Source organism: Pseudomonas palmensis, from assembly GCF_049942755.1.
GTDB classification, from domain to species: Bacteria; Pseudomonadota; Gammaproteobacteria; order Pseudomonadales; family Pseudomonadaceae; genus Aquipseudomonas; species Aquipseudomonas palmensis.
Genome location: NZ_CP187958.1, coordinates 2,125,250 through 2,148,529 on the forward strand (window position 1 = coordinate 2,125,250; position 23,280 = coordinate 2,148,529).

Sequence of the window (23,280 nt, forward strand, 5' to 3'; positions counted from 1 at the left end):
CTCTGACCCGGCGCACTGGAGCGCCTGCCGGACTGTCTGGAGCCTATGACCACCACCGTCACCCCCGCCAGCGCCACCCTCGATACCACGCGCAGCCCGGCCTGCCTGCGCATCGCCGGCGACTGGACCCTGGCCAACTACACGCCGCTCAAGCGCAGCACCGAGGCCCTGCACGGCCAGTACGATGCCAGCGCCCAGGTCGACCTCGCCCAGCTGGGCAAGCTGGACACCGCCGGCGCCTCGCTGCTGGTCGAACTGCTGGGTGCCGAGCGCCTGGGGCAACTGGCCGATGACCACGCCAGCCCGCTGTCGGCCGCCGACCGCGCCTTGCTGCACACCGTGTACTGCTCGCTACAGGACTACTGCCTGCCAGAGCGCCAGCCGGAAACGTCCGTGCTGACCCAACTGCTGTGCCGCATCGGCCGGGCAGTCGACGTGCTGTGGCAAGACACCCGGCAACTGCTCGGCTTCATCGGCCTGATCATCGCCACCCTGGCCCGGCGCCTGCTGCAACCCAGGCGCTGGCGTATGACCGCCGTGGTCGCGCACATCGAACAGACCGGCCTGGACGCGGCGCCCATCGTCGCGCTGCTGACCTTTCTGGTGGGTGCGGTGGTGGCATTTCTCGGCGCCACGGTGCTGGCCAGTTTCGGCGCGAGCATCTTCACCGTCGACCTGGTGGCGTTCTCGTTCCTGCGTGAATTCGGCGTGCTGCTTACCGCCATCCTGATGGCAGGACGCACCGCCAGCGCCTTCACCGCGCAGATCGGCTCGATGAAGGCCAACGAGGAAATCGATGCGATCCGCACCCTGGGCCTGGACCCGGTCGAGCTGCTGGTGGTGCCGCGGGTGCTGTCGCTGCTGATCGCGCTGCCATTGCTGACCTTCGTCGCGATGCTGTGCGGCATCATCGGCGGCGCCGTGGTGTGCGCGGTGTCGCTGGACATCTCGCCGGCGATGTTCCTGTCGCTGCTGGAAAGCGACATCGGCGTGCAGCACTTCCTGGTGGGCCTGGCCAAGGCGCCGTTCTTCGCCTTCCTGATCGCGGCCATCGGTTGCCTGGAAGGTTTCAAGGTGACCGGCAGCGCCGAATCGGTCGGCGCCCACACCACCTCGGCGGTGGTCCAGTCGATCTTCGTGGTGATCGTGCTGGATGCGGTGTTCGCGCTGTTCTTCATGGAGATGAGCTGGTGAGTGAGGCAAGCCGCGAGAAGGTCATCGAGGTGCGGGGCCTGTGCAACCGCTTCGGCACCCAGAGCGTGCACGAACAGCTCGACCTGGACCTGTACCGCGGCGAGATCCTCGCCGTGGTCGGCGGCTCGGGCAGTGGCAAGTCGGTGCTGCTGCGCAGCATCGTCGGCCTGCGCCGGCCCAACGAGGGCACGGTGAGGATCTTCGACCAGGACCTCAGCCAGGCCAGCGACCAGCAGCGCTCGCAGGTGGAGCGTCGCTTCGGCGTGCTGTACCAGAAGGGCGCGCTGTTCTCGTCGTTGACCGTCACCGAGAACGTCGCACTGCCGCTGATCGAACATGCCGGCCTGAGCCGCGCCGACGCCGAGCACCTGGCCGGGGTCAAGCTGGCCCTGGCCGGGCTGCCGCTGTCGGCGGCCGACAAATACCCCGCGTCGCTGTCGGGCGGCATGATCAAGCGCGCCGCCCTGGCCCGCGCCCTGGCGCTGGACCCGGACATCCTGTTTCTCGACGAGCCCACCGCCGGGCTCGACCCGATCGGCGCGGCCGCCTTCGACCAGTTGATCCTGACCCTGCGCGATGCGCTGGGCCTGAGCGTGTTCCTGATCACCCACGACCTGGACACCCTCTACACCATCACCGACCGCGTGGCCGTGCTGGCGCAGAAGAAGGTGCTGGTGGCCGGCCCCATCGACCAGGTCTCGGAAACCGACGACGCGTGGATTCACGACTATTTTCATGGCCCGCGCGGCCGTGCGGCCTACCAGGCCGCCACAGCGCTCAAGGAGAACTGAAATGGAAACCCGCGCGCACCATGTGTTGATCGGGCTGGTCACCGTGCTGGTGGTGGCCGGCGCCATGCTGTTCGGCCTGTGGCTGGCCAAGTCGAGCGTCGACAGCACCTTCAAGGACTACGAGGTGGTGTTCAACGAGGCCGTCACCGGGCTGTCCAAGGGCAGTGCGGTGCAGTACAGCGGGATCAAGGTGGGCGATGTGATCAGCCTGCGCCTGGACCCCAACGACCCCCGCCGGGTGCTGGCGCAGATCCGCCTGAGCGCCGAGACCCCGATCAAGCAGGACACCCAGGCCAAGCTGACCCTGACCGGCGTCACCGGCACCTCGCTGATCCAGCTCAGCGGCGGCACCCCGCAGAGCCCGCCGCTGGAAGGCAAGGGCGGCCGGCTGCCGGTGATCGTCGCCTCGCCATCGCCGATTGCGCGCCTGCTCAACAACAGCAGCGACCTGGTGACCAACATCAACCTGCTGCTGCACAACGCCAACCGACTGTTCTCCGAAGAGAACGCCACCCGCCTGGGCGCCACCCTGGCCAACCTGGAGCAGACCACCGGCGCGATCGCCGGGCAGCGCGACGACATTCGCCTTGCCATCCAGCAGATGGCCCAGGTGGGCAAGCAGGCCGGCGCGGCGCTGGAGCAGACCAGCCAGCTGATGCGCAACGCCAACAGCCTGCTCGGCAGCGACGGCAAGCAGATCGTCAACAGCGCCGACCAGGCCATGCAGTCGCTGGCGCGCAGCACCGCCACCATCGACGCGTTGCTCACCGACAACCGCGAGGCGATCACCAGCGGCGCCCAGGGCTTCAACGAACTGGCCCCGGCGATTCGCGAACTGCGCGATACCCTGACTGCCTTGAAGGGCATCTCCCAGCGCCTGGAGGCCAACCCCAGCGGTTACCTTCTGGGCCGCGACAAAAACAAGGAGTTCACCCCATGAGCCGCCCCTGCCGCACCCTCGCCCTGGCCGCGCTGCTGAGCCTGAGCAGCGCCTGCTCGATCCTGCCCAAGGCGGAGCCGGCCGACGTGTACCGCCTGCCGGCGGCGCAACCGGTGCGCAGCAACGCCGCACCCGTGGCCTGGACCCTGCGTATCAACAAGCCGCTGGCCAGCGAGATCCTCGGCACACCGCGCATTGCCGTGGTGCCGGCAGGCGACCTGATCAGCAGCTACAAGGGTGCACGCTGGGCCGACCCGGTGCCGGCACTGCTGCGCAACCGCATGCTCGACGCCTTCCAGCGCGATGGCCGGGTACAGCGGGTAAGTGCCGACGACGCCAACCTGCAGGCCGACTACGAGATCGTCGGCGAACTGCAGGCGTTCCAGAGCGAGTACAGCGATGCCGGGCTGGCAGTAGTGGTGCGCCTGGATGCGCGACTGGTGCAGGGGCGTACCCAGCGCGTGCTGGCCAGCCACAGCTTCGAGGTACGCCAGCCGGTGGCGCAGACCCAGGTACCGGCGGTGGTCGGCGGCTTCGGCCAGGCCACCGACCGACTGATGGCACAACTGGTGGACTGGACCGTGGCTCAGGCGAAGAACCAGTAGCACACCGCGATGGCCGCCAGCACCCCGGCCAGCTCGGCCAGCAGCGCGCAGCCCACGGCGTGGCGTGCGCGCTGGATACCCACGGCGCCGAAATACACCGCCAGTACGTAGAAGGTGGTTTCGGTGCTGCCCTGGATGGTCGCGGCCACCAGTGCCGGGAAGCTGTCCACCCCGTGGGTCTGCATGGTCTCGATCAGCATGGCCCGCGCCGCGCTGCCGGAGAACGGCTTGACCAGCGCGGTGGGCAGGGCATCGACGAAACGCGTGTCCCAGCCCAGCCATTCGATGACATGACGAATGCCGTCCAGGCCGAACTCCAGCGCCCCCGAGGCGCGCAGCACGCCGACCGCGCACAGCATCGCCACCAGGTAGGGCAGCAGGCTCTTGGCTACGTCGAACCCTTCCTTGGCACCTTCGACGAAGGTTTCGTACACCGGCACCCGCTTGAATGCGCCGATCAGCAGAAACAGCATGATCAGGCCGAACAGCGTGAGGTTGCCCAGGATCGACGACAGGGTGGCCAGCGCGGTGGCCGACAGGCCCGCCAGCAGCGCCATGAAGCCGCCCAGCAGCAGCGCGCCGGGCACCATGTAGGCGAGCACCACCGGGTCCCACAGGCGCAGGCGCTGCATCACCGCCACCGACAGCAGGCCCACCAGGGTCGAGGCGCTGGTGGCCAGCAGGATCGGCAGGAACACCAGGGTCGGGTCCATAGCGCCTTGCTGGGCGCGGTACATGAAGATGGTCACCGGCAGCAGGGTCAGTGACGAGGCATTGAGCACCAGGAACAGGATCTGCGCGTTGCTTGCCGTGGTTGAGCTGGGGTTGAGCTCCTGCAGGGCGCGCATGGCCTTGAGGCCGATAGGCGTGGCGGCGTTGTCCAGGCCCAGGCCGTTGGCGGCGAAGTTCAGGGTGATCAGGCCCAGCGCCGGGTGGCCGGGCGGTACCTCGGGCATCAGGCGACGGAACAGCGGGCCGAGTACCTTGGCCAGCCAGTCGACGATACCGGCCTTTTCGGCGATCTTCAGAAAGCCCAGCCACAGGGTCAGGGTACCGAACAGCAGCACCATGACTTCGACCGAAAGCTTGGCCATGGCGAAGATACTCTCGACCATGGCGGCGAAGATGCCCGCGTTGCCACCCACCAGCCACTGCACCAGTGCGGAGAGGGCGGCCACCACGAAAAAGCCGAGCCAGAGGCCGTTGAGCATTGGTCGTTTCCCTTGCAAGTTGGAGCGCATGATAGCGGGGTGGGTAGGCAGACGCCATAAACGGCGGCGGCCCATTCGCCGGCAAGGCCGGCTCCTACAGGTTCGGCGTCGTCTGTAGCAGCCGGCCTTGCCGGCGAAGCTTCTGGCAGGCAACAAAAAGCCCCGACGGGTCGGGGCTCTTGTGTTTCAGGCCGTCAGCAGCTTAGTGCTGAGCGGTCTCGCCAGCCGGCGCCGGGGTCTTGCTGCGCCAGTGCGGCAGCGAGTTCCAGTACGCCTGGCCCTTGGCATCGTCATACATGCCTTCCCAACGCGAGATGACCAGTACCGCCAGGGCGTTGCCGATCACGTTCAGGGCGGTACGCGCCATGTCCATGATGCGGTCGACACCGGCGATGAACGCCAGGCCTTCGAGCGGGATGCCCACACTGCCCAGGGTCGCCAGCAGCACCACGAACGATACGCCCGGCACACCGGCAATGCCTTTGGAGGTGACCATCAGGGTCAGCACCAGCAGCAGTTGCTGGCTGATCGACAGGTCGATGCCGTACAGCTGCGCGATGAAGATCGCCGCGATGCTCTGGTACAGGGTCGAACCGTCCAGGTTGAACGAGTAGCCGGTCGGCACCACGAAGCTGCAGATGGCCTTGGGCGAACCGTAGGCTTCCATCTTCTGGATCACGCGCGGCAGCACGGTCTCGGAGCTGGCGGTGGAATAGGCCAGGATCAGCTCGTCCTTGAAGATGCGCATCAGCTTCAGGATCGAGAAACCGAACAGGCGGGCGATCAGGCCCAGCACCATGAAGGCGAAGAAGGCGATGGCGAAGTACACCAGCAGCACCAGCTTGGCCAGCGGCAGCAGCGAGGCGAAACCGAAGTTGGCCACGGTCACCGCAATCAGGGCGAACACGCCGATCGGGGCGTAGTTCATGATCATGTGGGTGACCTTGAACATGGCTTCCGACACGCCCTGGAAGGTTTTCACCAGCGGGTCGCGGATGTCTGCCTGCAGGCTCGACAGGCCCAGGCCGAACAGCACCGAGAAGAAGATGATCGGCAGCATCTCGCCACGCATCAGCGCTGCAAAGATGTTCGACGGGATCAGGTTGAGGATGGTCTCGATGAACGCATGCTCATGCTGCACCTCGGCGGCGGTGGCCTGGTACTTGGAGATATCCACGGTGCCCAGGGTGCTCATGTCGATGCCGGCGCCCGGGTGGAACAGGTTGGCCAACACCAGGCCGACCACGATCGCGATGGTGGTCACCACCTCGAAATAGATGATGGTCTTGAGGCCGATACTGCCAAGTTTCTTCGCATCGCCAACCCCGGCGATACCCACGACCAGCGACGAAATCACGATCGGGATGACGATCATCTTGATCAGGCGAATGAAGATGTCACCTGCCGGTTGCAGGACGTTACTGATCCACCATGCCTTTTCTGCACTGAAATGGTTCAGCAACGCCCCGATGGCGATCCCCAATACCAGACCGATGAGGATTTGCCAGGCGAGGCTTAGTTTTGCCTTCTTCATGTCGTTACCCTTTGTTCAAGTGGACACGGTCACTGCCTTGAAACCTGCATTCTAGAGCCGCTGAAAGCGATTCCCTGGAGTTTTCATGGTGCAGGCAATGCGCCGTAGAAGGTCACCGCAAGTGAGCGCAAGGGGCGCTCGGACCAGCGAAAAAGGCGCAACTATTCCGATGCAGGCGCACTGAGTCTAATGCCGTAAATGACTACCCTATGCCGAATCGGCATGATCTTTTTGGCATGAAACGGACGTCCCAGCGGCAGAAAACCTGCCCGTTCGGAATCCCGAATAAGGCCAAAGCGCCATGATTAGGCCGATACAGCGGTATCCACAAACCGGCAAAACAGCGTTGTTCGACAATCCGAATGCGTGAAAAACGTCATTTGGCAGGTCAAAGAAGTCAGGAATTTTTTTGATGGGTGGTCAGCCGTCTGGCCGATCTGTCACTTTCAAGCGGGGAAATGCATCAGGCTTGCGCCGGGTGCACAAGTCTGACCGGGGGCTGCCCTGGCGGCATGCGACCCCGGTCCACGACTGTGTTGCCGTTTACCACCCTGACCCGGCCCATGAAGGAGGTACTCCCTGTACCCCTAGGCCCCTCCGATCCTGTAGCAATCAGAGCAGCCCGGCCCCCTGGTCATGCGTCCGCTCTCCTCGAGCGGGCGCAGCATAGAAACTGGAACAGGCAAAAGGTTCAGCTTCCATGGTGATACTGATGCGTCCGGCGACACTCAGTAGTAGTTCGGGTCTTTCTTCAGCTGCTCTTCGAGCATCTGTTTCATGCCGTCATTCGGCTCGCCCAACCAACGCTTGTCGGTGTGACGGCTGGGTGACTTGTCGGCAGGCAGGCCGGCGGGTACCTGGACCCACAGCGCGTATGCCTCATCCTTGTCCCAGCTGAAGGCCACGATAAGACGGCTGCTGTCGCAGCTCTGCTCGGTCTCGCACAAGGGGCCGACCAGATACTTGTCGCCGTCTTCCTCGATCGCCGTCATCTGCTCGGTGGAAGCACCACTGAGGTTGATGACCCAATCGGGCAGCCGCTCCTGCTTTTTGACCACTTTCTGCCAGGTTTCCCGGTACTCGGGGTCCGAACCAAGCAGTTGGCTGGTCCGGACCTGGCCGTCATTGGCCGCCATCGCCGCTGTACAGGCCCCCACCATCAGGGCGCCTGCCAGGGCTCTGTAGAGCGTCCCTTTCATAGTCAACCTCTACCGCGACGACCGAAGAAGAAGGAAGCGACGAACAGTACCAGGAAGACAATGAAGAGAATCTTCGCGATACCGGTAGCGGCGCCGGCGATACCACCGAAGCCCAGTACGGCAGCGACAATGGCGATGATCAGGAAGGTGATGGCCCAACTTAACATGGTGTTTCTCCTTACCGTTTTTGAAAGCGGTTGTGTCAGATGTGGGGCATTGCTCGGTCAGAACACCCAGCGTTCCTGCGGCACGACGGTTTCCACGGTGGCCGCATCGACCGAGTGGGTACGTGGCGCGGTCCTGGCTTCCAGCATCGAAGCACGCGTGGCCTGCACATGGGCCACGTGATAAGCCTGTACGGACATCTGGTTGGCGATCTGCTTGGACTGCCAGATGCTGTACATCTGCCCTGCAACCAGGGTCAGAAGCGCCGCCAGGCAGAGAAACAGCAACTGGCGTACGTGAAGCGGGGAAATCTGCACTAGGGCGGCGGTTAACAGGTTCATGCCGGGCTCCTCTGCTGCATCGTTGTTATTGACTGATAGAGTCATTGCAGCCTGCATGCCAGCTTTTGAAATCAAATAAAACGCTTATAAATCAACATCTTAGGTATGTACTGAGGGCAGCTGCAGGACGCATCCTGCACGATGCCCCCCAGGGCCTCGTGCGATTTGCACGATCAGCCCTCCACCTTGATCGCCACCTTGAGCATGTCGGCGTCCACCCCGCGCACGCCGCGGATCTGGCGGGCAATCTCCTGGGCGATGGTCTTCTGCTCGTTGCTCATGACTTCCCCGGACAGGCGCACCACGCCCTCCTGGGTCGCCACCTTGATGTTGGGCCCGTCCAGGTTGCGGCTATATAAGAAGCTGGTCTGCACCTTGTCGTTGATCCACGCGTCGCTCTGCACCTCGGCCGCTGCCGCAGCGGCCTGCTCGCGGGCCTGGGCCGGGTCGCTCACGCCCAGGCTGATCAGGTTGTTGACCAGGTACACGCCATCGGTAGAGGCCGCCACGCTGCCGGCCATCTGCTTGGCCTCTGCGCTGGTCACCCGGCCACGCAGGGTGACCACCCCGGCCCGGCTGTCGACTTCGATAGGCAGGCCCTGGGTCTGGCTGCTCCACAGCAGGCGGGCGCGGATAACCGCCCCCAGGGTGGCGTCCTCCAGGCGCTGGGCATAGGCGCGCCGTTGCAGGGTTTCATCCACCAGCTCGGGGTTGACCTGCAACTGGTTGTCGACCTGCTCGATGCCGGCGGTGGCCAGTGCCACCTGCGCCGCCAGCTCGCGCTCCACCTCGTTCTCCACCTCGCCCTGCAGGCGGGCGGTCTGACCCTGGATGGCCACTTCGATCTTGAACGGGTTGAGCAGTCGGTTGAGCGCCAGGGCGGTCTGCAAGGCGCCTTCCTGACGGGCCTGCTGCAGGCCGGGTTCGGCCGCCGAGGCGCTGGTGACACCCAGCGGGGTGAGCAGAAGTGCGGCAGTCAGAACTGCCAACGGGCGTATTGCACGCATGATGAAGCCTCCTGTTGGTCAGAAGGAACATCATCGCAATCGTTGTGCCAGTGCTCAAAAAATAAACAAACTCATTATTTTCAATGAGTTAGTCATATTCGCAGCAGGGAGCTAGCATGCAGGGCGCGGAATCAATCAGAATCGACCATGCAACTTGCCCGATTTTTCCGAGACTAACCAAGAACATTCTTAAAGGAGCGTAGGAAAATGGAATCTGCCACGGAACATCAGGGCCGCATTCTGCTGGTAGACGACGAGTCCGCAATCCTGCGTACCTTCCGCTATTGCCTGGAAGATGAAGGCTACAGCGTGGCCACGGCCAACAGCGCCGCCCAGGCCGAAACCCTGTTGCAGCGCCAGGTGTTCGACCTGTGCTTTCTGGACCTGCGCCTGGGCGAGGACAACGGCCTGGACGTACTGGCGCAGATGCGTATCCAGGCGCCGTGGATGCGCGTGGTCATAGTGACCGCGCATTCGGCGGTCGACACCGCAGTCGATGCGATCCAGGCCGGCGCCGCCGATTACCTGGTCAAACCGTGCAGCCCCGACCAGCTGCGCCTGGCCACTGCCAAACAACTGGAGGTGCGCCAGCTCTCGGCGCGTCTGGAGGCCCTGGAAGGGGAAGTGCGCAAACCCAAGGACGGCCTGGATTCCCACAGCCCGGCCATGATGGTGGTACTCGAAACCGCGCGCCAGGTGGCCAACACCGACGCCAACATTCTGATCCTTGGCGAGTCCGGTACCGGTAAAGGCGAGCTGGCACGCGCCATTCATGGCTGGAGCAAACGCTCGCGCAAGGCCTGCGTGACCATCAACTGCCCGTCGCTGACGGCCGAACTGATGGAAAGCGAGCTGTTCGGCCATAGTCGCGGGGCATTTACCGGGGCCAGCGAAAGCACCCTGGGCCGGGTCAACCAGGCCGACGGCGGCACGCTGTTTCTCGACGAGATCGGCGACTTCCCGCTGACCCTGCAACCCAAGCTGCTGCGCTTCATCCAGGACAAGGAATACGAGCGGGTCGGCGACCCGGTCACGCGCCGCGCCGACGTGCGGATTCTGGCAGCCACCAACCTCAACCTGGAGGACATGGTGCGCGACGGGCGTTTTCGCGAAGACCTGCTGTACCGTCTGAACGTGATTACCCTGCATCTGCCGCCGCTGCGCGAACGCAGCGAAGACATCCTGACCCTGGCCGACCGCTTCCTGGCGCGCTTCGTCAAGGAATACGCGCGCCCCGCACGCGGTTTCAGCGACGAGGCCCGCGCCGCGCTGCTCAACTACCGCTGGCCGGGCAACATTCGCGAGCTGCGCAACGTGATCGAACGGGCGAGCATCATCTGCCCGCAGGAGCGGGTCGAGGTCAGCCACCTGGGCATGGCCGAACAACCCACCAGCAACGCGCCGCGGGTGGGGGCGGCATTGAGCCTCGACGAGCTGGAGCGCGCGCACATCGGTGCGGTGCTGGCCACCAGCGACACCCTTGACCAGGCCGCCAAGACACTGGGCATCGATGCCTCGACGCTGTACCGCAAGCGCAAGCAGTACAACCTGTGAAGCTGGCGATGAAGCTGCGCACGCGGCTTTTTCTCAGCATCTCGGCGCTGATCACCGTGGCCCTGCTGGGCCTGATTCTGGGCCTGGTCAGCGTGCAGCAGATGGCCAGCTCGCAGCAGAAGCTGATCAGCGACAACTCCTACATCCTCGACCTGGGCCTGAAGCTGCGTCAGAACCTGGGTGAACAGCTGTCCCTGCTGCTGGACCCGGACAGCGAGGTGCAGGCGCTGCAACCGCTGCAGGACAAGTTTCAGCAACTGCTCGACGAGGGCCTGAGCCATGAACGCCAGGCCGAGGGGTTTGCGGGTTTCAGTACCGCCAACCGTGATTACCAGGCCTTCCTCAAGGCCTTTCGCGACAGCCCCGAGCCCAGCCGCAACCTGGGCCCGGACCAACCCCTGGGCGAAGCCTTCAACCAGTTGCGCACCGACCTGATCGACTCGCACAAGCAGGCCCTGGCGCATATCAACCACAGTGAACAGAAGGCCCGCGAACGTGCCCTGCTGGTCTCCAGCATGCTGGGCCTGCTCGGGCTTGCCGTGCTGGTGCTGGGTTTCATCACTGCCCACGGCATCGCACGCCGCTTCGGCCAGCCGATCGAGGCGCTGGCCAAGGCCGCCGACCAGATCGGCCAGGGCAATTTCGAGGTCACCCTGCCGGTAACCCCAGCCGTGGAGATCAACCAGCTCACCCGCCGTTTCGGGCTGATGGCCGAGGCACTGCGCAAGCATCAGGCCACCAATGTCGACGAACTGCTGGCCGGCCAGCAGCGCCTGCAGGCGGTGCTCGACAGCATCGACGACGGCCTGCTGATCATCGACCGCGAAGGCCATCTGGAACACCTCAACCCGGTGGCCCAGCGCCAGCTGGGCTGGGACGCCAGCCGCCTGGGCCAGGGCCTGGGCAAGGCGCTGCAACGCCCGGAGCTGGACGACCAACTGCGCCTGATATTGCGTGGCGGCAGCCTGGACCGCGTGCCGGACGACCTGAGCCTGGAAATAGATGAAGAAACCCGCCTGCTGGCCTACAGCCTGACCCCGGTGTGCCATCCACAGGGGCAGATCCTGGGCGCGGTGATGGTGCTGCACGACGTCACCGAGCAGCGCGCCTTCGAACGGGTGCGCAGCGAGTTCGTGCTGCGCGCCTCCCACGAGTTGCGCACCCCGGTGACCGGCATGCACATGGCCTTCGGCCTGTTGCGCGAGCGCCTGACGTTTCCAGCCGAGAGCCGCGAGGCGGACCTGTTCGACACCATTGGCGAGGAGATGCAGCGGCTGACCCAGCTGATCAACGACCTGCTCAACTTTTCGCGCTACCAGAGCGGCTTGCAGAAGCTCGAACTGCAACCCTGCGCGATCGACGAGTTGCTGTCGCGGGCCCGCGAGCGCTTCGCAACGGCGCTGGCCGACAAGCAGATCGAGTTGCGCGTGGAGCTTGCCGCGCCACTGCCGCGCATCCAGGCCGACCCGGCGCAACTGGACCGGGTGCTGGACAACCTGCTGGACAATGCCATCCGCCATACGCCGGTGGCGGGCAGTATCCGCCTCAATGCCCGGCGGCATGCCGAACGGGTGATCATCAGTATCGAGGACAATGGCGAAGGCATTGCCTATGGCCAGCAGGGGCGGATTTTCGAGCCCTTCGTGCAGGTTGGACGCAAGAAAGGCGGTGCCGGGCTGGGCCTGGCACTGTGCAAGGAGATCGTGCAGTTGCATGGCGGGCGCATGGGCGTGTACTCACGGCCAGGGCAGGGCACGCAGTTCTACATGGCGCTGCCGGTGTAACCGCCTTCGCCTGCAGGCGCCAGCCTTGCTGGCGAAGGGGCGCTACGCCTCGTCATCGATCCGCCGCGGCCCCAGCCGCCGCCCCCGGGTCACCAGCTCGACGAACTGGCGCGCACTGAGCGGGTGCGCGAACAACCAGCCCTGGCCATAGTTGACCCCCTCGCTGTTGAGCAGCAACGCCTGGTCCTCGTACTCGATACCCTCGGCGATCACCCGCAACTGCAGGGCGTGGGCCATGCGGATGATGTGCGGGGCCACGCCGCTGCTGGCCGCGTCGTGCCCCAGGGCATCGATGAACGCCTTGTCGATCTTCAGGCAGTCCACCGGCAAGGTCTGCAGGTAGGCCAGGCTGCAATAGCCGGTACCGAAGTCGTCGATCAGCACCTGGTGCCCCACCGCCCGCAAGGCCTGCAGGTTGTCCCGCGCCACCACCACGTCGATCAGCCCGCGCTCGGTGACCTCGAAGGCGATCTGGCTGGCCGACACATGGTGCAAGGCCAGCAGGTGCGCCGCCACCCGGCCGATGCGCGGCACCATCACATCGCACGCCGCCAGGTTCACCGAGATATACAACTGGCGGTTGGCGCGCAGCAGCTGGCCCAGCTGTTCGAGCACACGCTGCAGCACGAAGTCGGTGATCTGGCGGATCTGCCCGGTGTTCTCCGCCAGCGGGATGAACAGGTCGGGGCTGGTCAGCGTGCCGTCGGGGCGACGCCAGCGCACCAGGGCCTCGGCCCCCACGCAGCGCCGGCTGGCCAGCTCGAAGATCGGCTGATACAGCACCTGCATTTCGCCACGGCGCAGCGCGCCCTGCAGCTCCGAGCTCATCGAACGGCTCTGGCGCACCAGCTGCAGCACCAGCCAGCCGATGCACCAGGCCAACAGCAGGCTGCCGGGGAACAGCAGCCAGAGCACGCCGTTCACCTTCAGCGACAGGCTTTCGCGCGGGGTGATCAGCACCAGCTGGTAGTCAGGCGATTTGGTGGGCATGCGGTATACCAGGCGATCGGGCAGTTCCATCAGGTCCACCCTGGGCGGTGGCGGCCACTGGTCGCCGGGCGGCCAAGGCTGCTCCGGGCCCAGGACCGGCACGGCACGCGCGCCGTGGTCGAGCACCACCAGCAGGCTGCCACCGGGCGGCAGGTCGACCACGTCGGTCAGGTGCCCGCGCGACGTCGACACGCGAAAGTGCCCACGCCCCAGCACCAGTGCGGCGCGGTTGTCGTCGGGTTCGGTGGTGGTATTGAGCCAGTAGCTGTAGGTGGGGCCCTGGATGTCCGGTGCCCGCAGCGGGTCGAAGTTGCTGCTGCCCAGCCGGTTGGAGCACGACTGCGTGCCGTCGAGGTAAGTGGCCTCGAACACGAAGCGGTTGTCGAAGGTCACCTGCTGCAAGGCTGCCTGCATCGCACTGCTGCACCCGCGCAGGGGCTGTGCCTGAAGGGCGTCGACGCTTTCGCGCAGTTGGCCGAAGATCTGCTCCAGGCGTTCGAGAAAGCGCTCGCCCTTGGCGTTCATCTGCGCGCTTTCGCGCTGCTGCACCTGGTGCATGGCCACGCCGAGGCTGGCCAGCAGCAACAGGGTTGCACTCGCCGTGGCCGCAAGCGTGGCCAGCAGCCAGGGTCGATAGAGGAGGCGACGCAACGTGGCAAGGGCAGGCGACATCAAGAATCATCCCGTTGAATACCATGAGGTATAGCAACTGCCGGACGAATCAGCCTGCCCGTTGGGCGGTACCGCTCAGCGCTGGCTGTTCAGCACCTGCAGAATCGCGGCAGTCTGGGCATCCGGCTGGCCGTCGAACAGCTGTGGCCGAAAGCGCATCTGGAACGCTGCCAGTACATGCCGGGTGCTCACGTCCAGCTCGCCGGTCTGCTCGATGGCGTAGCCAAAGCGCGCCAGTTGCTGCTGGTACCAGGTGATGCTTGGCGGGTTGACGTCAAAGCGCGCGCGCTGCTGCGCCACCGCCTGAGCGTTGGGCCAGACGCCAAGGCCGGCGTCGGCCAGGCGTTTCCAGGGGAACATCGGGCCCGGGTCGAGCTTGCGCAGGGGCGCGATGTCGCTGTGGCCGATGATGTGTCGCGGCTGGATGCCGTTGCGCTGCACGATGTCCTTGAGCAGTACGATCAGCGCCTGGATCTGCGCCTCGCTGTAGGGGTGCCACACGCGCCCGGTGGGGGTGTCGGTGAAGCCCGGGTTGACGATCTCGATGCCGATGGAAGTGGAGTTGAGCCAGGTCCGGCCCTCCCACTGGCTGTCGCCGGCATGCCAGGCGCGACGACTTTCATCCACCAGCTGATAGATGGTTGCCGGGTTGTCGCCGATCAGGTAATGGCTGCTGACCTCACCGTGGGTCAGCAGGGCCAGCGAGCGCTCGAGGTTGGCATTGGTGTAATGCAGCACCACGAACTGGATGCGGTTGTCCTGGTTGACCGAGGGGTGGCTACGGTCGATCTTCAGGCCGGTGGCGCAACCGGCCAATGTCAGCATCACAAGCGCGGTAAGGAAGGCTTTCATGGAAATGGGGCAGGGCCTGGGCAGTCGGTAATGCAATAGCATAACGTATCCTGCGCAAACCCGTTCACCCCTGTTCGACGCGGTTGCGACCCAGGTGCTTGGCGCGGTACAGCGCCTCGTCGGCGCGCTTGAGCACTGCGTCGCTGCGCTCGCCGGAGCGGAACGCGGTGATGCCGATGGACAGGGTGATGGTCACCCGTTCGCCCTTGAAGTGGAACGGGCAGGCTTCGATGGCGCCGCGCAGCGTCTCGGCCAGCTCGATACCGCTACCCAGCGCGGTCTGCGGCACCAGCAGGACGAACTCCTCGCCGCCGAAGCGGGCGATGAAATCGCGGCTGCGCAGACGCTTGCGCAGCTCGTTGGCAACGATCTTGAGCACCTTGTCGCCGGCCTGGTGGCCGTAGCTGTCGTTGATGCGCTTGAAGTGGTCGAGGTCGAGCATGGCCATCAGCAGGTGGCCGCCGTTTTCCTGCCAGGCGAGCATTTCCTGCTCCAGGCGCTCGGCCCAGGCGGCGCGGTTGGGCAAGCCGGTGAGCGGGTCGATCAGGGCCTTCTGGCGCTGTTCTTCAAGGTGCTCGCGGTAGCCCAGGGCTTCCTGCTCCATACTCGCGACCCGCTCGGCCAGGCCTTGCAGGCGGCTGGCCAGTTCCTGCTCGCGCAGGTCACGCTGATGCTGGTGCTCGTCCATGGTGCCGAGCAGGCCCTCGAGGCGGTTCTCGAGGATGTGCTTGAGACTGTCGAGGTCGGCAGCGCCCTGCACGCTGCTTTGCAGGCCGTCGACCTGTTCGCGCAGCTGGGTATTGAGGTCGCGGGCGACGGAGCTGTTGTCGGCATGCCCTTCGCTGGCCTCCTGCAGGTGGCTCTGGAACGTCTCGAGGCGCTCGTTGAGCTGTTGCAGGTAGGCTTCGAATTCATGCTGGCCGCTGTCGGTGATGGCCAGCATCAGTACCGCCAGGTCATCCAGCACCGGCAGCAGCTCGTACCAGTTCAGCCCGTGCTCCAGGCGCTGACGCACCGCCAGGGCCTGGGGCTTGTGGCGTTCGGGCAGGGTCAGATCGTCGAGCAAACCGAGCAGGGTCTGCTCGATATGGGTGGCGACGGAGCTATAGGAAGGCTCGGTGCCGTCGGGGAGGGCGTAGAGGAGTTCTTCGGGGGTGGGTTCGGGTGCCCCATCGACTTCGACAGCGTCCGCGTGCTCGGTCAGCACCGGGGCAGGCGTGGGTGGCGGTGTGAGCGCTGGGGCCTCTTCGCCAGCAAGGCTGGCGCCTACAGTGTAGGAGCCGGCATTGCCGGCGATGGGCTGCGCAGCAGCCTCGGCGTCCTCTGTGTCGACCAAGGCTTGGGGCTCGGGCAACGGCTGCAGTTCATCCACATCCGCCGCAGCCGGCGCAGGCTGCTCATGCACAGGTTCGACCACTGCTTGCGCCACCGGCTCCAGGGCCTGCGCCTCGGGTTGAGCGACCTGCGTCTCTTCTTCACGCCCGCCAAACAAGCGCTGCAGAAACCCCGGCTTGCTCGCTTCTTCTGGGTGCTCCAGCACCGCCAGCGCCTTGCCCTGCAAGCCACTGAGCTCGCTCAGCAGCAACGGCATCTCGCGTGACTGGCTGGCCCGCGCATCCAGCTGCTTGGCAAATTTCTTCAGCGGTCGGCTGACCTCGCTGGGCAACGGCAGCTTCTGCAACTGGGCCACCAGCGCGTTGAGCGCGGTGCCTACCTGGGCGATCCGGGTTTCACGGCGCTGCTCGGAATCGAGCACGGCCTTTTCCAGGCGCGGGATCAACCCGGCCAGGGCGGCGTCCATGTTGTCGGTACGGATGACCTCGCGCATTTCCTTCATGCACTGGTCTACCGCGCGGTCACTGCCTTCGGCCGCCAGGGTGCTGCGCACCAGGCCGCGACGCAGCAGGTCGAGACGGGCGTCCCACCGGCGTTCGAGCTTTTCCTGCTGCTCGATGCTCTTGAGGTATTTTTCTTTCCAGCGTTGAGCTTCGTCGGTCATGCCAAGGTCCGCAGATAAGGGGACTAACGCAAGGCCGGAAGGGTATCGACAGTCAGGGCATCAGGCAAACGAATCTCGACCGCCACGGGGAGATGGTCGGATATCGGCTGGGACAGCACCTCGACCCGTTCCAGGGTGAGGCTCGGGCTGAGCAGAATATGATCAAGGCAACGCTGTGGTCGCCAGCTGGGGAAGGTCGCTTCGACCTGCGGCGCAATCAGGCCCAGGTCGCGCAGCGGGGAGTGCTGCAGCAGGTCGGTGGCATGGGTGTTCATGTCGCCCATCAGCACCTGGTGACGATAGCCGCCGATCAGCTCGCGGATGTAGCCCAGCTGCAGGGCGCGGGTTCGCGCGCCAAGCGCCAGGTGCATCATCACCACCACCAGCGCATCCTCGCCTTCACCGAACCGCACCAGGATCGCACCGCGGCCGGCCGGGCCGGGCAGCGGGTGGTCTTCGAGCAGTTGCGGCTTGAGGCGGCTGAGCACGCCGTTGCTGTGCTGGCCCAGGCGCCCGAGGTTGCGGTTGAGCTGCTGGTACCAGTAGGGGAAAGCACCCAGTTGCGCCAGGTGTTCAACCTGGTTGACGTAGCCCGAGCGCAGGCTGCCGCCGTCGGCTTCCTGCAGGGCCACCAGGTCGAAGTCGCCCAGCAGGTTGCCGATCTTCTGCAGGTTGCCGGCACGCCCCATGTGCGGCAGCAGGTGCTGCCAGCTGCGGGTCAGGTAGTGCCGGTAACGCTCGGTGCTGATGCCTACCTGGATGTTGAAGCTGAGCAGACGCAAGCGACCGTCGGACGGTAGACCACTTGCATCGATATGGTGCTCGTTGACCTGCGGTTCGTTCAGGCCGACGAGGCGCTCGGATTTCCAGCGGCGCATAGTTTCGCCTCTTATTTGGCGGCGCGTTCCTTGGCAATCAGTTGGTCAGCAACGTTCAGTACGCCGTTCGGGCCACCTGCGGTGCCCAGGTCGAAGGTGTACTTGCCGTTGACGACCATGCTCGGAACGCCCTTGATGTTGTACTGCTTGGCAAGTTCCTTGGCCTGGTTGACCTGTCCCTTGATGGCGAACGAGTTGAAGGTGGCCAGGAACTTGTCCTTGTCCACACCCTGGGTGGCCAGGAAGTCGGCCATCTCTTCAGGCTTGGTCAGGTGCTTGCGCTGGTTCTGGATGGCATCGAACACGGCCGCATGCACCTTGTGCTCCACGCCCATGGCTTCCAGGGTCAGGAACATCTGCCCGTGGGCGTCCCATGGGCCGCCGAACATGGCGGGAATACGCTTGAAGTTCACGTCGTCGGGCAGCTTTTCGACCCACGGGTTGATCGTCGGTTCAAAGCTGTAGCAATGCGGGCAGCCATACCAGAACAGCTCGACCACTTCGATCTTGCCAGGCTGGGACACCGGTACCGGGTTGCTCAGCTCGACATATTCCTTGCCGGCGATCACAGGGTCTGCGGCCTGGACCGTCATACCGAAGGCGCTGGCGGCGACCAGCGCGGCGCCGAGAATCAGATTACGCATGCGTTACTCCTGAGCAGTGATGTGTCGCCTCGTCGCGACCTGGGTTCAGACAGGCCGGGGCAGGCCCGAGTTCGTTAGTGTAACGGCAGCGGGCACAAAAAAGGGTGGCCCGGGCCACCCTTTTCATTTTTGCGCCGCTGTATTAACCCAGCGTTAAACCGGGGCTCAGTGCAGGCCCTGGATGTAGCTGGACAACGCGTCGATGTCCTTGTTGCTCAGCTTGCTGGCGATGGTGCGCATGGTGGTGGCATCGCCATCGTTGGTGCGGTTGCCTTCACGGAAGTCCGTCAGCTGCTTGGCCACGTAGCTCGCGTGCTGACCACCCAGGTGCGGGAAGCCGGCGGCGGCAATGCCCGCGCCGTTGGGCGAGTGGCAACCGGTGCAGGCCGGCAGGCCTTTTTCCAGATCACCGCCGTTGAACAGTGCGCGACCACGCTCGACCAGCGCCGGGTCGGCGGCGCCCACGCTGCCTTTCTGGCTGGCGAAATAGGCCGCGATATCGGCCAGGTCCTGATCGTTGAACGCGGCCAGCATGCCGGTCATTTCCAGCACGGTACGTTTGCCCGACTTGATGTCGTGCAGTTGCTTCTCCAGGTATTTCTCGCCCTGGCCGGCCAGTTTCGGGAAATTCGGCGCCATGCTGTTGCCGTCGGGGTTGTGACACGCGCCACATACAGCGGTTTTTGCCTGACCGGCAGCAGCATCCCCAACGATATTGCCGGCAGCGTTGGCAGCCCCGGTGATGCCTAAGGTCAACAGCAGACTCACGAATAGTTTGTTCATCAGCTAATCCAACTACGGCTAAGGGTGAAAGAGTTATGTATCGAGGCAACCTGTCTTGTTGACTCACCCGGTCAGGGTGGCCTGATCGTCCTCGTTACTGCAGTCCATGCACAAACCACGCGGCGGCATAGCCTTGAAACCCTGGGGAGCTGCTTCGACAGCCTCTGCGGTCCCTTATGTCAGGCGTGACTTCCACGCTGTAGGGATCCTGTGTAGCCTGAGCGCCGAATACGACCCTTTCAGGGTTGGGGCTGCACTGCGTCTACTGCGCAAGCTTGGTCAAGCAGCTCCCGTGCACATCCTCCTACGCTGGGATAATGCGCACACAAAAACTGGGGCATTATATACTCCCGTGCCTGAAACGGAAACGACACCGCTTGCCGAGACCCCCTCGAGCAACGCCCAATCGGAAATACCATGCAAGTCAAAAACCCCATCCTCGGACTCTGCCAGCAGGCCAAATTCGCCCTCAGTGCCGCCAAAGTCGACCAGTGCCCGGACGACGAAGGTTTCGAAGTGGCCTTTGCCGGCCGCTCCAACGCCGGCAAGTCCAGCGCCCTCAACACCCTGACCCACGCGAGCCTGGCGCGCACCTCGAAAACCCCGGGGCGTACCCAGCTGTTGAATTTCTTCAGTCTGGACGACGATCGGCGTCTGGTCGACCTGCCGGGCTACGGTTATGCAAAGGTGCCGATCCCGCTCAAGCAGCACTGGCAGCGCCACCTGGAGGCCTACCTGGGCAGCCGGGAGAGCCTCAAGGGCCTGATCCTGATGATGGACGTGCGCCATCCCATGACCGACTTCGACAAGATGATGCTCGACTGGGCCGTGGCCAGCGGCATGCCGATGCACATCCTGCTGACCAAAGCCGACAAGCTGACCTTCGGCGCGGCCAAGGGCACGCTGCTCAAGGTACAGGCCGAAATCCGCAAGGGGTGGGGCGACAGCGTGACCATCCAGCTGTTCTCGGCGCCCAAGCGCCAGGGGCTGGAAGAGGCCTACACGGTACTGGCTCGCTGGCTGCAACTGCCGGACAAGCCCGCAGAATAAGGGCTGCCCGGCAAATGCCGGGCAAAAAAAACCCCGGACTTCGTATGGGGAGGGGGAAGTTCGGGGTTCAAGTTCCGGACCGCTAGGGCGGGGTCCAGATATCTGCCAACACTTAACACAACATAGGAGCATCGAAGGGCTTCACCAGCCATTCAGTTACTCTGAGTCGTGGTTCACCGGTTTAGTTCCTCGGCGCGGGAAACTATTTTCCATAGGCCGAAAAAGCAGAAATTGCCGCGACCTTATGCCGCAGCAAATTTCTGTTTCTGGTAGGCGCCAAGCACGCTTTTCAGTGCGCCTCGTCCCAGTTCGCCCCCACGCCCACATCCACCACCAGCGGTACATCCAGCTGCGCGGCACCGCTCATGTGCACGCGAATCTCCTGCGCCACCTGTTCCACCAGGTCCTCGCGCACTTCCAGCACCAGTTCGTCGTGCACCTGCAGGATCACCCGGGCATCCAGCGCAGTGCTCGCCAGCCAGTTGTCCACCGTGACCATGGCGCGCTTGATGATGTCAGCTGCGGTGCCCTGCATCGGCGCGTTGATCGCGGTACGCTCCGCGCCAGCGCGCTCCTGCGGACGGTTGGAGTGAATGGTCGGCAGGTACAGGCGCCGCCCGAACAGCGTTTCCACGTAGCCCTGGTCGGCCGCCTGCTTGCGGGTGCGCTCCATGTAGTCGCGCACGCCCGGGTAGCGGGCAAAGTACACGTCGATGTAGGCCTTGGCCGTCTTGCTGTCGACGCCGATATCCTTGCCCAGCTTCTTTGCGCCCATGCCGTAGATCAGGCCGAAGTTGATCGCCTTGGCGCTGCGCCGCTGGTCGGAGGTCACGTCGCCAAGCTCCACCTTGAACACTTCGGCCGCGGTGGCAGTGTGCACGTCCAGGCCGTTGCGGAAGGCGCTGAGCAGGCCCTCGTCCTTGGCCAGGTGGGCCATGATGCGCAGCTCGATCTGCGAGTAGTCCGCCGCCAGCAATTTGTAGCCGGGCGCCGCGATGAAGGCCTGGCGAATGCGCCGGCCCTCGGCGGTACGCACCGGGATGTTCTGCAGGTTCGGGTCGCTGGACGACAGGCGGCCGGTGGCAGCCACCGCCTGCTGGTAGGAAGTGTGGATACGCCCGGTACGCGGGTTGATCTGCTCGGGCAGGCGGTCGGTGTAGGTGCTCTTGAGCTTGCTCATGGAGCGGTACTGCATCAGCACCTTGGGCAGCGGGAAGCCTTCCTCGGCCAGCGCCTCAAGGGCTTCTTCAGCCGTCGACGGCTGGCCCTTGGGGGTCTTCTTCAGTACCGGCAGGCCGAACTTGTCATAAAGGATGGCGCCCAGCTGCCTGGGCGAACCCAGGTTGAACGGCTCGCCCGCCAGCTCGATGGCTTCGCGCTCCAGCGTGTCCATCTTGTCGCCCAGCTCGCCGCTCTGGATCCTGAGCAGGTCGGCATCCACCAGCGCGCCCTCGCGCTCGATACGCGCCAGCACCGGCACCAGCGGCATCTCGATATCGCTCAGCACACTGGCCAGGCTTGGCAGCGCCGCCAGCTCGGCGTGCAGCTTGTGGTGCAGGCGCAGAGTGATGTCGGCATCTTCGGCGGCGTAGGGGCCGGCCTTGTCCAGGTGGATCTGGTTGAAGGTCAGCTGCTTGGCACCCTTGCCGGCAATGTCGGTGAAGCCGATGGTGGTGTGGTCCAGGTACTTCTTGGCCAGGCTGTCCATGTCGTGGCGGGTGGCCGTGGAATTCAGCACATAGGATTCGAGCATGGTGTCGAAGGCCACCCCACGCACGGTGATGCCCGCGCAGTTGGCCAGGATGTTGATGTCGTACTTGGCGTGCTGCCCGACCTTGGCCTTGTTCGGGTCTTCCAGCAGCGGCTTGAGCGCGTTCAGCACCAGCTCGCGGTCCAGCTGCTGCGGGGCGCCTTCGTAGTCGTGTGCCAGCGGGATGTAGGCGGCCTCATGGGGCTTGACCGCAAACGACAGGCCGACCAGCTGGGCCTGCTGTGCATCGACCCCGGTGGTTTCGGTATCGAATGCGAACAGCTCGGCGTCCTTGAGCTTTTGCAGCCACACGTCGAAACGTGCCTTGTCCAGAATGGTTTCATAGGCGGCCTCGACAGGGGCTACCGGCTCGGCAACGGCCACCGGGGGCGCCTCGGCGTCGGGTGTGGCGGCAGGGGGCGGGGCGAGCTCCAGGCGCTTGTTCTCGCGCTGAACTTCGTCGATCCAGCCCTTGAACTCGAGTTCGGTGTACAGCTGCAGCAGCGTTTCGCGGTCAGGTTCGCCCAGGTGCAGGTCGTCCAGCCCGACCTCCAGCGGCACGTCGACCTTGATCGTGGCCAGCTGGTACGACAGGAACGCCAGCTCCTTGTGCTCCAGCAGCTTGGCCGGCAGGGTCTTGGCCCCGCGGATCGGCAGGCTCGGCACCAGGTCGAGATTCTCGTACAGCTCCTTGATACCGCCATTGACGCCCACCAGCAGGCCGACGGCGGTCTTCTCGCCCACGCCCTTGACCCCGGGGATGTTGTCGGATGAGTCGCCCATCAGCGCCAGCAGGTCGATGATCTGCTCGGGTGCGACGCCGAACTTCTCCTTCACGCCCTCGATGTCCATCGACGAGCCCGACATGGTATTGACCAGGGTAATGTGCGCATCCACCAGCTGGGCCATGTCCTTGTCACCGGTGGAGATCACCACCGGGCGGGTCGCCGCGGCGCTGCTGCGGGCCAGGGTGCCGATCACGTCGTCGGCCTCGACCCCCTCCACGCACAGCAGCGGGAAGCCCAGCGCCTTGACGCTGGCGTGCAGCGGCTCGATCTGCACACGCATGTCGTCGGGCATGCTCGGCCGGTTGGCCTTGTACTCGGCGTACATCTCGTCGCGAAAGGTGCCGCCCTTGGCGTCGAACACCACCGCGAAGGGGCTGTCCGGGTACTGCTTGCGCAGGCTCCTGAGCATGTTCAGCACACCCTTCACCGCGCCGGTGGGCATGCCCTTGGAGTTGGTCAGCGGTGGCAGCGCGTGGAACGCGCGGTACAGGTAGGACGAACCGTCCACCAGGACGAGGGGAGCTTGGCTCATGAGCAGAATCAACCTTT

General features: G+C 64.7%; 20 protein-coding genes and 1 pseudogene. 7 read left to right on the forward strand and 14 right to left on the reverse strand.

Annotated features, from left to right (window positions below; genetic code table 11):
* The first annotated feature begins 36 nt into the window (after positions 1-36).
* Genes ACPRTJ_RS09670 through ACPRTJ_RS09685 form a run of 4 tightly spaced genes read left to right on the forward strand, consistent with a single transcriptional unit; the run spans position 37 to position 3,530 of the window.
* Positions 37-1,194, forward strand: coding sequence for an ABC transporter permease (locus ACPRTJ_RS09670; protein ID WP_173925070.1), 1,158 nt, complete (start codon positions 37-39; stop codon positions 1,192-1,194).
* Positions 1,191-1,985: an ABC transporter ATP-binding protein gene (locus ACPRTJ_RS09675; RefSeq protein WP_078481269.1), complete on the forward strand. Its 795-nt coding sequence runs from the start codon at positions 1,191-1,193 to the stop codon at positions 1,983-1,985. Before ACPRTJ_RS09670 ends, ACPRTJ_RS09675 begins: the two co-directional genes overlap by 4 nt.
* Before the next feature lies 1 nt (position 1,986).
* A complete protein-coding gene (locus ACPRTJ_RS09680) occupies positions 1,987-2,925 on the forward strand; it encodes an MlaD family protein (protein WP_043862313.1) in 939 nt (312 codons plus the stop codon).
* Complete coding sequence (locus tag ACPRTJ_RS09685) at positions 2,922-3,530, forward strand: ABC-type transport auxiliary lipoprotein family protein (protein ID WP_078481270.1); 609 nt, start codon at positions 2,922-2,924, stop codon at positions 3,528-3,530. The genes ACPRTJ_RS09680 and ACPRTJ_RS09685 overlap by 4 nt, the downstream gene beginning before the upstream one ends.
* Here the strand turns inward: ACPRTJ_RS09685 and ACPRTJ_RS09690 are convergent.
* From ACPRTJ_RS09690 to ACPRTJ_RS09715, 6 genes are all read right to left on the reverse strand, one after another.
* Positions 3,512-4,741, reverse strand: coding sequence for a nucleoside recognition domain-containing protein (locus ACPRTJ_RS09690; protein WP_043862311.1), 1,230 nt, complete (start codon positions 4,739-4,741; stop codon positions 3,512-3,514). The two genes, ACPRTJ_RS09685 and ACPRTJ_RS09690, sit on opposite strands and share 19 nt — an antisense overlap.
* Before the next feature lie 202 nt (positions 4,742-4,943).
* Positions 4,944-6,275, reverse strand: a complete 1,332-nt coding sequence (gene gltP / locus ACPRTJ_RS09695) for a glutamate/aspartate:proton symporter GltP (protein ID WP_054916020.1) — start codon at positions 6,273-6,275, stop codon at positions 4,944-4,946.
* Positions 6,276-7,003: 728 nt separating this feature from the next.
* Positions 7,004-7,474, reverse strand: coding sequence for an inhibitor of vertebrate lysozyme family protein (locus ACPRTJ_RS09700; protein ID WP_058542001.1), 471 nt, complete (start codon positions 7,472-7,474; stop codon positions 7,004-7,006).
* A gap of 2 nt (positions 7,475-7,476) precedes the next feature.
* Positions 7,477-7,641: a DUF1328 domain-containing protein gene (locus tag ACPRTJ_RS09705; RefSeq protein WP_009401691.1), complete on the reverse strand. Its 165-nt coding sequence runs from the start codon at positions 7,639-7,641 to the stop codon at positions 7,477-7,479.
* A 57-nt stretch (positions 7,642-7,698) separates the two neighbouring features.
* Positions 7,699-7,980, reverse strand: coding sequence for a hypothetical protein (locus ACPRTJ_RS09710; RefSeq protein ID WP_043862308.1), 282 nt, complete (start codon positions 7,978-7,980; stop codon positions 7,699-7,701).
* Between the two features lie 173 nt (positions 7,981-8,153).
* A complete protein-coding gene (locus ACPRTJ_RS09715) occupies positions 8,154-8,987 on the reverse strand; it encodes a BON domain-containing protein (protein WP_043862307.1) in 834 nt (277 codons plus the stop codon).
* A 207-nt stretch (positions 8,988-9,194) separates the two neighbouring features.
* Here ACPRTJ_RS09715 and algB point away from each other — a divergent pair, with 207 nt between their 5' ends.
* Complete coding sequence (gene algB / locus ACPRTJ_RS09720) at positions 9,195-10,541, forward strand: sigma-54-dependent response regulator transcription factor AlgB (protein ID WP_043862306.1); 1,347 nt, start codon at positions 9,195-9,197, stop codon at positions 10,539-10,541.
* Between the two features lie 8 nt (positions 10,542-10,549).
* Positions 10,550-12,325, forward strand: coding sequence for a KinB sensor domain-containing domain (locus tag ACPRTJ_RS09725; protein ID WP_173925029.1), 1,776 nt, complete (start codon positions 10,550-10,552; stop codon positions 12,323-12,325).
* A gap of 42 nt (positions 12,326-12,367) precedes the next feature.
* Here the strand turns inward: ACPRTJ_RS09725 and ACPRTJ_RS09730 are convergent, their stop codons facing one another.
* From ACPRTJ_RS09730 to ACPRTJ_RS09760, 7 genes and pseudogenes are all read right to left on the reverse strand, one after another.
* Entirely contained in the window at positions 12,368-13,987 is a 1,620-nt protein-coding gene (locus tag ACPRTJ_RS09730) for an EAL domain-containing protein (RefSeq protein ID WP_426428714.1), read from the reverse strand.
* A 75-nt stretch (positions 13,988-14,062) separates the two neighbouring features.
* Complete coding sequence (locus tag ACPRTJ_RS09735; RefSeq protein ID WP_043862303.1) at positions 14,063-14,839, reverse strand: N-acetylmuramoyl-L-alanine amidase; 777 nt, start codon at positions 14,837-14,839, stop codon at positions 14,063-14,065.
* 64 nt (positions 14,840-14,903) lie between these two features.
* Positions 14,904-16,838, reverse strand: a complete 1,935-nt coding sequence (locus ACPRTJ_RS09740; RefSeq protein WP_058542000.1) for a GGDEF domain-containing protein — start codon at positions 16,836-16,838, stop codon at positions 14,904-14,906.
* A gap of 23 nt (positions 16,839-16,861) precedes the next feature.
* Positions 16,862-17,716, reverse strand: a complete 855-nt coding sequence (locus ACPRTJ_RS09745; RefSeq protein WP_426428716.1) for an endonuclease/exonuclease/phosphatase family protein — start codon at positions 17,714-17,716, stop codon at positions 16,862-16,864.
* 11 nt (positions 17,717-17,727) lie between these two features.
* Entirely contained in the window at positions 17,728-18,360 is a 633-nt protein-coding gene (gene dsbA / locus ACPRTJ_RS09750) for a thiol:disulfide interchange protein DsbA (protein WP_043862300.1), read from the reverse strand.
* 165 nt (positions 18,361-18,525) lie between these two features.
* Entirely contained in the window at positions 18,526-19,143 is a 618-nt protein-coding gene (locus ACPRTJ_RS09755; RefSeq protein ID WP_043862299.1) for a c-type cytochrome, read from the reverse strand.
* Between the two features lie 63 nt (positions 19,144-19,206).
* Positions 19,207-19,293 (reverse strand): annotated as a pseudogene (locus tag ACPRTJ_RS09760) (cytochrome C); the annotation flags it as partial.
* Between the two features lie 267 nt (positions 19,294-19,560).
* Between ACPRTJ_RS09760 and yihA the strand changes: the two are divergent.
* Positions 19,561-20,193 carry a ribosome biogenesis GTP-binding protein YihA/YsxC gene (gene yihA / locus ACPRTJ_RS09765; protein ID WP_054916024.1) on the forward strand — a complete coding sequence of 211 codons (633 nt, stop codon included), beginning with the start codon at positions 19,561-19,563 and terminating at the stop codon, positions 20,191-20,193.
* Positions 20,194-20,482: 289 nt separating this feature from the next.
* Here yihA and polA read toward each other — a convergent pair whose 3' ends face one another.
* Positions 20,483-23,263 carry a DNA polymerase I gene (gene polA, locus ACPRTJ_RS09770; RefSeq protein WP_426428718.1) on the reverse strand — a complete coding sequence of 927 codons (2,781 nt, stop codon included), beginning with the start codon at positions 23,261-23,263 and terminating at the stop codon, positions 20,483-20,485.
* Positions 23,264-23,280: the final 17 nt, after the last annotated feature.